7 protein-coding genes and 2 pseudogenes are annotated in these 12,888 nt (G+C 70.8%); 3 read left to right on the forward strand and 6 right to left on the reverse strand.

What is annotated here, in order from left to right; all coding sequences use genetic code 11:
* The first annotated feature begins 4 nt into the window (after nt 1-4).
* The 3 genes and pseudogenes from QE399_RS01790 to QE399_RS01800 all read left to right on the forward strand — a co-directional run.
* Nucleotides 5-574: a ferritin-like domain-containing protein gene (locus QE399_RS01790; protein ID WP_309825635.1), complete on the forward strand. Its 570-nt coding sequence runs from the start codon at nt 5-7 to the stop codon at nt 572-574.
* 117 nt (nt 575-691) lie between these two features.
* Nucleotides 692-1,006, forward strand: a complete 315-nt coding sequence (locus tag QE399_RS01795) for a BON domain-containing protein (RefSeq protein WP_309825636.1) — start codon at nt 692-694, stop codon at nt 1,004-1,006.
* Nucleotides 1,007-1,148: 142 nt separating this feature from the next.
* Nucleotides 1,149-2,334 (forward strand): annotated as a pseudogene (locus QE399_RS01800) (zinc-binding metallopeptidase family protein); the annotation flags it as partial.
* Nucleotides 2,335-2,606: 272 nt separating this feature from the next.
* Here the strand turns inward: QE399_RS01800 and QE399_RS01805 are convergent.
* From QE399_RS01805 to QE399_RS01830, 6 genes and pseudogenes are all read right to left on the reverse strand, one after another.
* A complete protein-coding gene (locus QE399_RS01805; protein WP_309825637.1) occupies nt 2,607-3,515 on the reverse strand; it encodes a transglutaminase family protein in 909 nt (302 codons plus the stop codon).
* A 109-nt stretch (nt 3,516-3,624) separates the two neighbouring features.
* Nucleotides 3,625-6,282: a circularly permuted type 2 ATP-grasp protein gene (locus QE399_RS01810; protein WP_309825638.1), complete on the reverse strand. Its 2,658-nt coding sequence runs from the start codon at nt 6,280-6,282 to the stop codon at nt 3,625-3,627.
* A gap of 122 nt (nt 6,283-6,404) precedes the next feature.
* A pseudogene (locus QE399_RS01815) lies at nt 6,405-9,906 on the reverse strand (transglutaminase family protein).
* A gap of 89 nt (nt 9,907-9,995) precedes the next feature.
* The gene (gene coaD / locus QE399_RS01820; protein ID WP_309825639.1) at nt 9,996-10,490 is read right to left on the reverse strand and encodes a pantetheine-phosphate adenylyltransferase; all 495 of its coding nucleotides are present in this window, start codon (nt 10,488-10,490) and stop codon (nt 9,996-9,998) included.
* Between the two features lie 156 nt (nt 10,491-10,646).
* Entirely contained in the window at nt 10,647-11,312 is a 666-nt protein-coding gene (gene rsmD, locus QE399_RS01825; RefSeq protein WP_309825640.1) for a 16S rRNA (guanine(966)-N(2))-methyltransferase RsmD, read from the reverse strand.
* Nucleotides 11,309-12,721, reverse strand: a complete 1,413-nt coding sequence (locus QE399_RS01830) for a M16 family metallopeptidase (protein WP_309825641.1) — start codon at nt 12,719-12,721, stop codon at nt 11,309-11,311. Before QE399_RS01830 ends, rsmD begins: the two co-directional genes overlap by 4 nt.
* Nucleotides 12,722-12,888 lie beyond the last annotated feature (167 nt).

Here is a 12,888-nt window from a genome sequence, read left to right on the forward strand (position 1 = left end):
ATCCATGACACAACAAACACAACAGAACCCCGCGACCACGGCAGCGACGGCATCGGCCCTGGTGCTGGACGAAAAGGCCCTGCACCAGGCAGCCACTTCCGATCTGGACGAAGGCGCCGTGACGCCGGCCTACGGTCCGCACCGCGATGCCATCGTGAAGCTGCTGAATGACGCGCTCGCCACGGAACTCGTGTGCGTGCTGCGCTACAAGCGCCACTACTTCACGGCCGATGGGCTGGAATCGCCCGCCATCGCAGCCGAATTCCTGGTGCATGCCAACGAGGAATCGGCCCATGCGGACATGATTGCCCAGCGCATCGTCCAACTGGGCGGCGAGCCCGACTTTTCGCCCTCCACGCTGCTGGAACGCAGCCATGCCGACTACGACGAATCGTCGGATCTGAAGGCCATGGTCCGCGCCAACCTGGTGGCCGAGCGCATTGCCGTGGAAGCCTACCGTCAGATGATCAACCTGATCGGCGACAAGGACCCCACGACGCGTCGCATGCTCGAAGGCATTCTGGCCGACGAGGAAGAGCATGCGGACGAACTGAAGGACTGGCTCCACCGCTGACGCGGCGGACCGGCCATTGATGCCAACAGTCGACCGGCCACGGAGGGGTGCAACAGGCTGGTGGGCTGCGGATCCCCAAGCACCCGTGTTTTATCAACCAATTCGAAGGAAACAACCATGAAATACGTCCGTGCACTCGCTTTCGCCGCTCTGGCCGGCGCCACCATCGTCTCCACGGGTTGCTCGGTCGCACGCGACCAGCAAACGGTGGGTTCCTATGTGGACGACGCCGCCATCACCACCGCGGTGAAGGCCAAGATGGCCGAAGACAAGACCGTGTCCGCCACCTCCATCAACGTGGAAACGCTGAATGGCACGGTGCAACTGTCGGGCTTCGCCAAGTCGCAAGCCGAGAAGAACCAGGCCGAAGCGCTGGCACGCAGCGCCAAGCACGTGCGTGACGTGCGCAACAGCATCGTTGTGCGTCCCTGATCCGGCGCTGAACTGACAGACGCCTTGCCGGGAATCGGCCCGGCGCCTGCCACCCCAGCCCGTAGAGCCACGGCCGATGCCGTGGCTTTTTGCTGGGCGGTCCCCTTCGGGGCCGCAGCGCCCCTTACCCGGTGAACCCCTCATGAAACTCTTTCATTGCAGCCACTGCGGCTCCGTGGTGTTCTTCGACAGCTTCCTGTGCGTGCACTGCTCCAGCCCGCTTGCCTTCGTGCCCGAGACGCTGGACGTCGTCGCCCTGGCCCCGGTCGACGAGGACGAGAACCTCTGGGAAGTGCGCCGCCCCACCCCGGACAGCGCGGTGACTCCCCAAGGCGCTGACACGACCGCAGCTACCGGATACGGCAGCGGCGACGTGGGTGGCGCGCCGGCGGTGCGCTACCACCTCTGCGGCAACCGCAAGGCCTACAACGCCTGCAACTTCACGGTCGCCTGCGACACCGCAGGTACCACGGTCACGGCGAGCACCGCAGAGGCGGGCACCGACGATGCCGAGCCGTCCCTGCCGCTGTGCGTCTCGTGCCAGCAGACGCGCATCCTGCCCGACCTGTCGGACGCGAACAACCAGCGCCGCTGGACCGATATCGAGCAGGCCAAGCGGCGGCTGTACTACTCCCTGGCCATGCTCGGCCTCGAACACATCGAGGGCGAGACCGGCCCGGTCTTCGAATTCCTGGCCGACGTTCCGGGCGAGCCGCCGGTGCTGACCGGCCACGCCAACGGCGTCATCACCCTCAACGTGGCAGAGGCCGACGATGACGAGCGCGCCCCGCCGGCGGGTGGCGCTGGGCGAACCCTACCGCACGCTGCTCGGCCACCTGCGGCACGAGTCCGGCCACTACTTCTGGGATGTGCTGGTGCTGCGCGGCGGCCATGTGCAGGCCTTCCGCGAAGTCTTCGGCGACGAGCGGCGCGACTACGGAGAGGCGCTGGAAGAGCATTACGCGCGCGCGCCGCACACGGGTTGGCAGGAGCAATTCGTCAGCGCCTACGCCACGGCCCACCCGTGGGAGGACTGGGCCGAGACCTGGGCGCACTACCTGCACATGGTCGACCTGCTGGAAACGGCGGAAAGCTACCGCACCGAGCTGTCGGTGCCCGGCCCGCACGACGCGCCGCGCTACACCATGGTGAACCCGTTCGGCACGCCCGTGCCGGACTTCGACGCGATGCTGACCGCCTGGGTGCCGCTCACGCTGCTGCTCAACAGCCTGAACCGCAGCCTGGGCCAGCTGGACGCCTACCCGTTCGCGCTGAGCGCCGGCGCGCAGGACAAGCTGCGCTTCGTGCACGCGCTGGTGCACGGGCAACTGGTTCCGGCGCCGCAGGAGGAGCAGGAGGTTCCGCAACAGCCGCCGGCGCCACCAGGGGACGCGGCCGCAACGCCTGCGATCGACACACCGGCCGCGGATGGACCAGCGCCCGCCACCGCACCGGCCGAAGCGCCTCCGGTCACGCAGGCCGCCCAACCGGCAACGGCCTAGCGGAAAGAATCAAAAATAATAGCAATAAGCGCTTTATAGATAAGCGCTTCCGGCCATTTTGACCCCAACCACCTGATGAATGGTAGGGGCCGGAAGGCTTACAACGCCGCCGACCCGATCGGCTCCACGGTGACGCCCACGCGCAGCACGTGGCGCTCGCCGCCGTGGATCACGCCGCGCAGCGGCGATACGTCCGCGTAGTCGCGCCCCACCGCCAGCGTGACGTAGTCCTCGCCCGGAGCGCGGTCGTTCGTCGGGTCCAGGTCACACCAGGCGCCCTGCCCGGCTGCGCCGCCGGGCGATGGTGACCAGACGGACACCCAGGCGTGCGAGGCATCGCTGCCCACCAGCCGCGGCTGGCCGGGCGGCGGCTGGGTGAGCAGGTAGCCGCTGACGTAGCGCGCCGGCAGCCCGAGGCCGCGCAGGCAGGCGATGAGGATGTGGGCGAAGTCCTGGCACACGCCCTTGCGCATCGCCAGGGCCTCCAGCGCCGGCGTGCTGACGTCGGTGGCGGCCGCCTCGTAGGTGAAGTCAGCATGGATGCGCGACATGAGGCTGCGCGCCGCCTCCAGCAGCGGGCGGCCGGGCGCAAAGCTGGCCCGCGCGTAGGCTACGAAGTCGCCGTGCCGCGGCACGTGCACCGAGGGAAAGCAGAACTCCGCCGCAGGCTCATACGCCGCGCCACGGGCGTAGGCCATGCGCCGCGCCACCGTCTCCCAAGGCAGGCTGCGCGCGGCGTCCGGCAGCGGCGGCGGGGCCGTCCGCACCCGGCTCTCCGCCCGCACGCGCAGGTGGTCATGCACGAAGGGCAGGCTGAAGAAGGTCTTGCCGTTGCCGAAGACATCGTGCAGCGCCACGCATTGGGCAGGGTCGGGGTCGATGTGCAGCACATGGCTGTCCACCTGCTGGTGGGGCAGGTCGAGCGGGCGCAGGTGCGCCACATGCTGGGCGTTGCTCACCGAGGGAGCGTATTCGTAGAGGGTTTCGTGCAGCACGCGCAGCAGCATGGCCGGTACTCCGTCTCAACAGGCGGCGGAGCGCAGCCGCAGCGCAGGGGGCACCGCCGCGCGGTGGATGCAGCGCAGGCGACGAGGGGGCCATGAAAGCGCTTGCACGCTACACCCCCACGCTCTGGCGTACATCGCCCGAGTGGGTGAAGTAGCGCGCGCCCAGGCGTTCGGACAGCCGCCACGCCTCGTTCACGCACTGCTGCAGATAAGCCTGCAGCGCAGCGTAGCGGCCGTTCGCATCCTGGGTGCAGAGCGCCTCCAGCGACAGCGCGGACGGGTCCGACAGGCCCGGTCCGGCAGGCTCGTGCGCGCCCGCCCCATCGGCCGGCTCCCGCTGCGTGCCGGCTGCGAGCTTGACCAATCGGCCGCGCAGGGTCTGCGCCACCCAGGCCAGGGACCGGGGGTTGTCCCGGTCCATCACCAGCAGGTCCACCAGTGCCGGCACATCGTGGCGCAGCTGGTACTGGGCGCGGAAGGTGATGGTGCTGTCGAACAGCGCCACCAGCGCCTCATAGCCCGCCTCGTCGAAGACCGCTCCCGTATCGAAGCCGCTCGCCAGGGCCTGCGACAGAAAGCCCAGCCGCTCCAGGTGGCGCCCCACGGAGAGCAGCCGCCAGCCGTCGTCGCGCATCATGCGGTCGGTCTGCGCACCCGTCATGGCGGCCATGTGCCCGCTCAGCACTTCCAGCACGCGCAGCGCTTCCAGGGCCGAGTAGTCGCCGCCGTGCGTGCCGCTCGGGCATTGCTGGAAGAAGTCCGCGCCGGCGCGCTCGATCAGGTTCCACTGCTCCTGCGACAGCCGGTCGCGCACAGCGGCAGCCGCGCCCTGGATGCCACGCAGGTTGTAGCCCACGCTGGTCGCCTGGGCCGTATCCGCCAGCCCGGCGATGAGCGATCGCTCGAACACCCGCCGCGCCTGCGTGGCCGCCGGCACCGACGGCAGCACCAGCCCCTGCGACTGGCAGAGCGTGCTCAGCCACGCCAGCAGCGGCTGCGAGGTCTGGTCCTCGCCATTGAGGCCCTGCAGCGCCAGCCGGGCCAGGCGGATCGTGTTCTCGGCCCGCTCGGTGTAGCGGCCCAGCCAGAAGAGGTTCTCCGCCGCGCGGCTGGTCACCTGGCGGCTGCGGTGGGCCGTGGCCGGTGCACTCTGCGCCGGGGGCAGCAAGGTGGTGGTGTCCACCGCGCCCTGCGTGAGGGCCCAGACGTCCGCGCTGCTGCCGCCCCGCTGCATCGACGTGATCTGCTGCGTGCCGGTGGCGATGCGCGCCAGGCCGCCGGGCAGTACGCGCCAGGACTGGGGGCCGTCCGAGACGGCGAACACCCGCAGCATCACCGAGCGCGCCGCAATGCGGCTGCCCCCGGCCTCGCGGCGCCAGGTGGGCATCTGCGACAGCGGCAGGTAGGACTGCACGGTGTAGTGCTCACCCTCGCTCGCGATGCGCTGCGCCCAGGCGGCCAGGCCTTCACTCGGCAGTTCGCCGCAGAGCACGGGGCCCGTGCCGTCACCGGCCGCGGCGCCTGCCGTGGGCCAGGTCGGGCGGATGACGCTGTTCGCCAGAAGCGGCATGGCCGCCGCGCGCGCGGCGTCCTCGCCACACCACCAGCTGGCGAGCGACGGCAGGGCCAGCGTTTCGCCCAGCACATGCTCGGAGAGCGCAGGCAGAAAGCCCAGCAGCGCAGTGGATTCCAGAAACCCCGAGCCCGGCGCGTTCGCCACCAGCACGTTGCCGGCGCGCACCACCTGCAGCAGGCCGGGCACGCCCAGGCGCGAATCGCTGCGCAGCTCCAACGGATCGAGGAACTCGTCGTCCAGCCGCTTGAGGATGCCGTGCACGGGCTGCAGGCCGTGCAGCGTCTTCAGGAACAGGTGCTCGCCGCGCACAGTGAGGTCGCTGCCCTCCACCAGCGTCAGCCCCAGATAGCGCGCCAGGTAGGCGTGCTCGAAGTAGGTCTCGTTGTACGGTCCTGGCGTCAGCAGCACGATGCGCGCGTCGCTGCCGGCAGGCGACATGCGGCGCAGCCCGTCGAGCAGCGCGCGGTAGGTGCCGGCCAGGTGCTGCACCTGCATCTGGCTGAAGGCTTCGGGAAACAGCCGCGAGATGAGCAGCCGGTTCTCCAGCAGATAGCCCAGGCCCGAAGGCGCCTGGGTGCGCTGGGAGACCACCCACCAGTCGCCCTGTACATCGCGTGCCAGATCGAACGCGGCGATGTGCAGGTGCGTTCCGCCCACGGGCTGCACGCTGTGCAGCGGCCGCAGATAGCCGGGATGCCCATGCACCAGTGCGCTGGGCAGCAGGCCGTTGGCCAGCAGCTCCTGCGGGCCGTAGACGTCGGCCATGACACGGTCGAGCAGGCGCACGCGCTGCAGCACACCGGCTTCGATGCGCGCCCAGTCCTCGGGCGTGACGATCAGCGGGAACAGGTCCACCGCCCAGGGCCGCTGCGGGCCATGCGCGTCGGCATAGACGTTGTAGGTGACGCCGTTGTCGCGCACCTGCCGGCGCAGGCTCAGCGTGCGGCGGTCCAGGTCGGCAAAGCCATCGGCGCCCAGTAGATCGAAGAAGCGGGCCCAGTCGGGCGTGAGCGGGGCGCCCGCCTCGGCCCCCGCAGCGGGCGCGGGCGCACCCGGCGGCACAGGCACACCCGCGCCGCGCAGCTCGTCGAAATGGCCGGCCGTCGCGGCGGGCGCGAGCGCGGCCGCCACGTCGGCGGCCCGCTCAGGCGCGTCATCGGGGGCGAACAGGGAGTCGTTGGTGTTTTCCACTGGCAAGGATTGTCAGGGAAGTTCGCAGCAGGCCGGGAGGTCCGGATGCGCGTGCACGGCGCACAGCCCACTGCACCGGCACCGGTGCCACCGCGCGCGGCAGCACCGGGCATCCGCCGCGTTCACGGCCGCTGGCTGCGGCGCAGGTCCAGCGTGAATGGGAACTCGCGGCTGCCTGGCAGGGCGATGGTGGCCGGCGGCACGGGCAGCGCGCCGGGCGTGTGCCCCATGCGGAAGAAGCGTGCCATGCGGCGGCTTTCCGCCTCGTAGGCGTTGACGGGGAAGGTGCCGTAGTTGCGCCCGCCCGGGTGGGCCACGTGGTATTGGCAGCCGCCCAGCGAGCGGCCCATCCACGTGTCCACGATGTCGAAAGTGAGGGGCGCATGCACGCCGATGGTGGGATGCAGTGCGCTGGGCGGGTTCCAGGCCTTGTAGCGCACGCCCGCGACGAACTCGCCCGCCGTGCCCGTGGGCTGCAGCGGCAGCGGCTGGCCGTTGACGGTGACGACGTAGCGGCTCTCGTTCAGGCCGGTCACGCGCACCTCGATGCGCTCCAGCGACGAATCCACGTAGCGCACCGTGCCGCCGATGGCGCCCTCCTCGCCCATCACGTGCCAGGGCTCCAGTGCGTTGCGCAGGGTCAGCTCCACGCCGCGCGACTGCACCTGGCCCACCAGCGGGAAGCGGAACTCCAGGTGCGGCGCGAACCAGGCGTCGTCGAAGCCGTAGCCCGCGTCGCGCATTTCGCTTAGCACGTCGTGCAGGTCCATCTGCACGAAGGTCGGCAGCAGGAAGCGGTCGTGCAGCTCGGTGCCCCAGCGGGCGGCCGGCGCCTTGTAGGGCGTCTTCCAGAACCGGGCGATCAGGGCGCGCAGCAGCAGCTGCTGGGCCACGCTCATGCGGGCGTGGGGCGGCATCTCGAAGGCGCGCAGCTCCAGCAGGCCCAGGCGGCCAGTGCTGCTATCGGGCGAGTACATCTTGTCGATGCAGAACTCGCTGCGGTGCGTGTTGCCCGTCACGTCGATGAGGATGTTGCGCAGCGTGCGGTCCACCAGCCACGGCGGCATGTCCTGGCCGTAGCGCTCGCGGTTCTTCTCGATCTCGCGCAGGGCGATCTCCAGCTCGTACAGCTGGTCGTTGCGCGCCTCGTCCACGCGCGGTGCCTGGCTGGTCGGTCCCACGAACATGCCGCTGAACAGGTAGCTCAACGACGGGTGGTTGTGCCAGTACAGGATCAGGCTGGCCAGCAGCTCCGGCCTGCGCAGGAAAGGCGAGTCGGCCGGCGTGGCGCCGCCCATCACGAAATGGTTGCCGCCGCCCGTGCCGGTGTGGCGGCCGTCGGTCATGAACTTCTCGGCCGACAGGCGCGACTCCCAGGCCGCCTGGTAGAGGAACTCGGTGTGCTGCACCAGTTCGCCCCAGTTGTGCGCGGGGTGGATGTTCACCTCGATCACGCCAGGGTCGGGCGTCACCTGCAGCAGCTTCAGGCGCGCATCGCGCGGCGGCGGATAGCCCTTCCAGCACGATCTGCACGCCCAGCGCTTCGGCCGTCGATTCCACGGCGGCCAGCAGGTCGAGGTAATCGTCCAGGTGGGCGAGCGGCGGCATGAAGACGTAGAGCACGCCCGTCTTGTCGCCCTGCTGCTCGGCCTTGGGGCCATTGGCGCGGCGGGGGTCGCGCGCCTCCACGCACAGCGCGGTGCGGGTGAGCCCCGCCGCGGAGGCAAAGCGGCCGGGCGGGGCAAACCCGGCAGGCGCGGGCTGCCCGGCGGCGCGGGCGTCGCCCGTGTCCTGCTGCAGGCCCTGGCCCACGCGGCGCGCTTCGCCGGCGGCGCTGGCGCCCGCCAGGTACGGCAGGTCGCGCCCGCCGGTGACCACGCTCGGCAGCGTGGCGTAGCGGGCGCGCAGCGCCGCGGCGCCCGGCAGCGGCTGCGCCGGCACCGACGGATCTTGCGGGATCAGGTAGGGATAGTCGCCCTGGCTGACCCAGGGCAGCGAATCCAGCGGCAGCCGGTAGCCCATGGGCGAGTCGCCCGGGATCAGGTACATGCGCTCGTCGCGGAAGAACCAGGGGCCGGTGGCCCAGGTGGCACCGCCCAGCGCCGGGCCGGCACCGCGCACGGGCTCGAGCGGCAGCACGTAGCCGACCACGCTGTCGAGCTTCTGTTCGAACACGCGGCGCAGGCGTGCGCGTTCCAGTTCGTCGTCCAGCCGCGCATCGAACGGGTCCACGTTGACGGGCAGGCGGCGCTCGCGCCACAGGTAGTACCAGGTGTCCTCGAAGCCGGGCTGGATGTGCGTGTCGGTCAGATCGAGCGTGCGCGCCAGGTGGTGGATGAAGCGGCGCGCGTCCTCGCGGGTGTAGTGCTGCGGCTCGCGCTCGTCGGCGAAGAGCGCCGGGTTGTTCCAGGCCGGCTGGCCGTCGGTGCGCCAGCAGATGGACAGGGCCCAGCGCGGCAATTGCTCGCCGGGGTACCACTTGCCCTGGCCGAAGTGCAGGAAGCCCCCCTCGCCATACTCGGCGCGCAGCTTGTGGACCAGCTCGGTGGCGTAGCCGCGCTTGGTGGGGCCGAGAGCATCGGTGTTCCACTCGGCAGCATCGCGGTCGCTCTGGGCCACGAAGGTGGGCTCGCCACCCATGGTCAGGCGCACATCGCCGGCCACCAGCTCGGCATCCACCGCCTCGCCCAGGGCCAGCACGTCCTGCCACTGCGCTTCGGTATAGGGCTTGGTGACGCGCGGCGACTCATGGATGCGGGTGACGCGCATCTCGTGGTGGAACTCGACCTCGGCCTCGTCCACCAATCCTTCGATGGGCGCGGCGGTGGAGGGCTGCGGCGTGCAGGCCAGCGGAATGTGGCCTTCGCCGGCCATCAGGCCGCTGGTGGCGTCGAGACCGATCCAGCCGGCGCCGGGCAGATAGACCTCGCACCAGGCGTGCAGGTCGGTGAAGTCGTGGTCGGTGCCACTGGGGCCGTCGAGCGACTTCACGTCCGGCGTGAGCTGGATCAGGTAGCCGGACACGAAGCGCGCGGCCAGCCCCATGTGGCGCAGCAGCTGCACCAGCAGCCAGCCGGAGTCACGGCAGGAGCCACTTGCGCTTTCCAGCGTCTGCTCCGGGGTCTGCACACCGGGCTCCATGCGGATCAGGTAGCGGATGTCCTGCGCCACCTGCTGGTTCAGGCCCACCAGGAAGTCGATGGTGCGCTGCGGCTTGCGGTCGATGCGGTCCAGGTAGGCCTGCACGCGCGGCGTGGCCGGCTCGGTCGCCAGGTAGGGGGCCAGCTCCTGCTGCTGGCTTTCGCTGTAGCCGAAGGGAAATTGCTCCGCGTGCGGCTCCAGGAAGAAGTCGAACGGGTTGTAGACCGACATCTCCACCACCAGGTCCACCGTGACCTTGAACTGCGTGGTCTTCTCCGGGAACACCAGCCGCGCCTGGTAGTTGGCGAACGGATCCTGCTGCCAGTTGATGAAGTGCTGGGCGGGTTCGACCTTCAGCGAATACGAAACGACGTGGCTGCGGCAGTGCGGCGCCGGGCGCAGGCGCACGATCTGCGGCCCCAGGCCGATGGGCCGGTCGTACTGGTAGTGCGTGACGTGGTGGAGGGCAGCGTGGATGGACATATGGGAGCCATCCTAGCAAGTGTCGAGCCAATCGGCGTGTAGACCGGAGACGCGCTGTGGGTGATCGGCCCGCGCCGGCCGGTCCGCGCTCAGCCCGCGCTCGACACCCGCGCCAGCAGCCGGGCCTGCACCGAGGGCGACACGAACTTGTCCACCTCGCCGCCCAGCGTGGCGATCTCGCGCACGAAGGTGCTGCTGATGAACTGGAAGCGGTCGCTGGGCGTGAGGAACACCGTCTCCACCTCGGGCATCAGCGTGCGGTTCATGCCGGCCAGCTGGAACTCGTAGTCGAAGTCGGTCACCGCGCGCAGGCCGCGCACGATGGCCTTGCCGCCGCGCGCCACGACGAAGTCGCGCAGCAGGCCGGAGTAGCTCTCCACCTGCACCTGCGGGTAGGCGGCCGCCACCTCGCGCACCATCTCGATCCGCTCCTCCAGGCTGAATAGCGTCTTCTTGTGGTGGCCCGCCGCCACCGCCACGATCACGCGCTGAAAGAGCTGCGTGGCACGGCGCACCACATCCTCATGGCCCAGGGTGATGGGGTCGAAGGTCCCGGGGTAGATGGCGAGCACGTTCTGGGCCATGGCGGTTCGGTCTCCTGCGGCGGTGGATGGAGGGGCGGGCGGGCGCCGGGCCCGTCACGTGGGCGGATTATGCAGTGCCAGTGCTGCGCCGCAGCACGGCAATAAATGCATATGGAAATTCGGCTCCAGCGCCCGCAGGACAAGCGCAGTCAGCTATCAATTCGATACTGCGGCTGAGACGGGGGCAGCACGGCGCAGCAGGTGCGCGTGCACGGCGCCGGCTTTGAGGTGGCGGTGCACCGCCAGCCCCAGCGGCTGCAGGGCCTCGTCGGTCCAGGCCTGCGGCGCCTCCAGGTAGATGAAGCCGTCGGCGGCCAGCGCGGGGGCGGCAGCCTGCAGTGCGGGCTGGAACAGCGCGCCGTCGAAGGGCGGGTCGATCAGCACCAGGTGCAGGCTGCCCGGCGCGCACTGGCGCAGCGCGGCCACGCCGTCGCCGCGCTGCACGCGCACGGTGTCGGCCTTCAGCCGCTGGCGCACGGTTTCCAGCTGGGCAGCCAGGGCGGCGTCGCCCTCCACCAGCTGCACCTGCACGGCCCCGCGGGAGGCGGCCTCGAAACCCAGCGCGCCGGTGCCGGCGAAGGCGTCCAGGCAGCGCCAGCCGGTGAGGTCCTGGCCCAGCCAGTTGAACAGCGTCTCGCGCACGCGGTCGGGCGTGGGGCGCAGCCCGGGGCGGTCGGCCACGGCCAGGCGCGTGCGCTTCCACTGGCCGCCGATGATGCGCACCTCGCCAGCGCCCTGGGGCACGCGCCGGGCGGGGGCCGGGGCGGACTTGCCGGGGCGCGCTGCAGCGCCGCCGCCTGCGGAGCGTGCGGGCCGCTTCATGGACGGGCTCCGGACGCCGGCGCGCTGGCCGGGGCGGCCGCGGGGGCGCCGCCGCCCTGCCCGCCCACCACCACGGTGACCATGCGATCCGGCTGCAGCTTGCGCTGCATGGCGGCGCGGATGTCGGCCACGGTGAGCGCCTGCACGCGGTCCGTCCAGTGCTCCAGGTAGTCCAGCGGCAGGCCGTTGGTGGCGATGTTGACCACGTTGCCCAGCAGCTTGCGGTTGCTGTCGATGCGCAGGGCGAAGCCGCCGATCAGGTTGTCCTTGGCAGCGCGCAGTTCGGCCTCGGTCGGGCCCTCGGCCACGAAGCGGCGCAGCACCTCGCGCGAGACCTGCACGGCCTGCGCGGCCTGGTCGGGCCGGGTCTGCAGGCTGACGGCGAAGGCGCCGGCGTTCAGGCCCGGCGAGAAATCGCTGCCCACGCTGTAGCTCAGGCCGCGCTTTTCACGCACCTCGTGCGTCAGACGCGAGGTGAAGCCGCCCCCGCCCAGGATGTGGTTGCCCACCAGCAGCGCAAGGAAGTCCGGGTCGCGGCGGGCAAAGCCCGGCTGGCCGATGAGCACGTGCGCCTGGGCCGAGGCGAAGGGAAGGTCGCGCTCTGCGGACTGCGCCAGCGGCGGCACCTCCGGCACGGCGGGCAGCGGCGCGCAGGCTGCGGCCTGCGGTGCGGGCAGACGCGCCAGCAGGGTCTGCACCAGCGTCTGCGCCTGGGCACGGCTGACGGCGCCCACGATGGCCACGCGCGCGCGGCAGGCCTGCAGGTACTGTGCCTGGTAGGCCTGCATGTCGGCCACCTCAATGCGCGCCAGCGTCTCGGGCGTGGGGCGCTGGCCGTACGGGTGGCCGCCGTACACGGCGGCGGCAAAGGTCTTGCCGGCCACGGTGCCGGGCCGGGTTTCCGACTCTTTCAGCGCGGCCGTCCAGCGGGCGCGCTCGCGCTGCCAGACATCCTGCGGAAAGGCGGGCTCGCCCAGCTGGCGCGCAGCCAGGCGGGCGGCACGGTCCAGCAGCGCGGGGTCGGTCAGGGAGCGCAGCGAGTAGCTCAGCCCGTCACGGCTGGCGGTGGCATCGAAGCTGGCGCCCAGATCGGCCCAGGCCTCGCCCAGGGCGTTCTCGTCCAGCGCCGGCTGGCCGTCCGTGCCGGCCTTCACGCCCTTGGACGCCATGCCCGCAACCGCACTCGCCAGCCCGGCCTGCGCGGCGGGATCGCGGCGCGCACCGGCGTCGAAATCGACCTGCACATCCACCATCGGAATGGCCGGGCTCTCCACCAGCCAGACGCGGGCTCCGCTCGGCTCCGTCCAGTGCTGGATGGGCAGCAGCGCCCAAGCCGGATTGGCAAAGAAAAAGGCTCCAGCGCCCGCCAATAAAGCGCGAACAGCTATTTTTTTGATAGTCATCGTCATGTCATGCATCCTGCGCGTTCGTTCACGCCATCTCGGTTATCCATTGCGCTGCGCGCCGCCCGCGTGGCATGAACCGGCGCGGTCCACGCCAGCGGCAGCCGAGCCAGGGCCGCCCCGCAGCGAGGGCTGCGTCCCCCTGCCCGCCGTGCGCAGCACGGCGAGAGCGG

This window comes from Paracidovorax wautersii (genome assembly GCF_031453675.1).
Classification (GTDB): Bacteria; Pseudomonadota; Gammaproteobacteria; order Burkholderiales; family Burkholderiaceae_C; genus Paracidovorax.

Excerpts from the sequence above, each read along its gene's own strand:
- QE399_RS01795 (WP_309825636.1), top strand. The coding sequence starts at position 692 with ATGAAATACGTCCGTGCACTCGCTTTCGCCGCTCTGGCCGGCGCCACC.
- QE399_RS01790 (WP_309825635.1), top strand. The coding sequence starts at position 5 with ATGACACAACAAACACAACAGAACCCCGCGACCACGGCAGCGACGGCA.
- coaD (WP_309825639.1), bottom strand. The coding sequence starts at position 10,490 with ATGGCCCAGAACGTGCTCGCCATCTACCCCGGGACCTTCGACCCCATC.
- QE399_RS01805 (WP_309825637.1), bottom strand. The coding sequence starts at position 3,515 with ATGCTGCTGCGCGTGCTGCACGAAACCCTCTACGAATACGCTCCCTCG.
- QE399_RS01830 (WP_309825641.1), bottom strand. The coding sequence starts at position 12,721 with ATGACGATGACTATCAAAAAAATAGCTGTTCGCGCTTTATTGGCGGGC.
- rsmD (WP_309825640.1), bottom strand. The coding sequence starts at position 11,312 with ATGAAGCGGCCCGCACGCTCCGCAGGCGGCGGCGCTGCAGCGCGCCCC.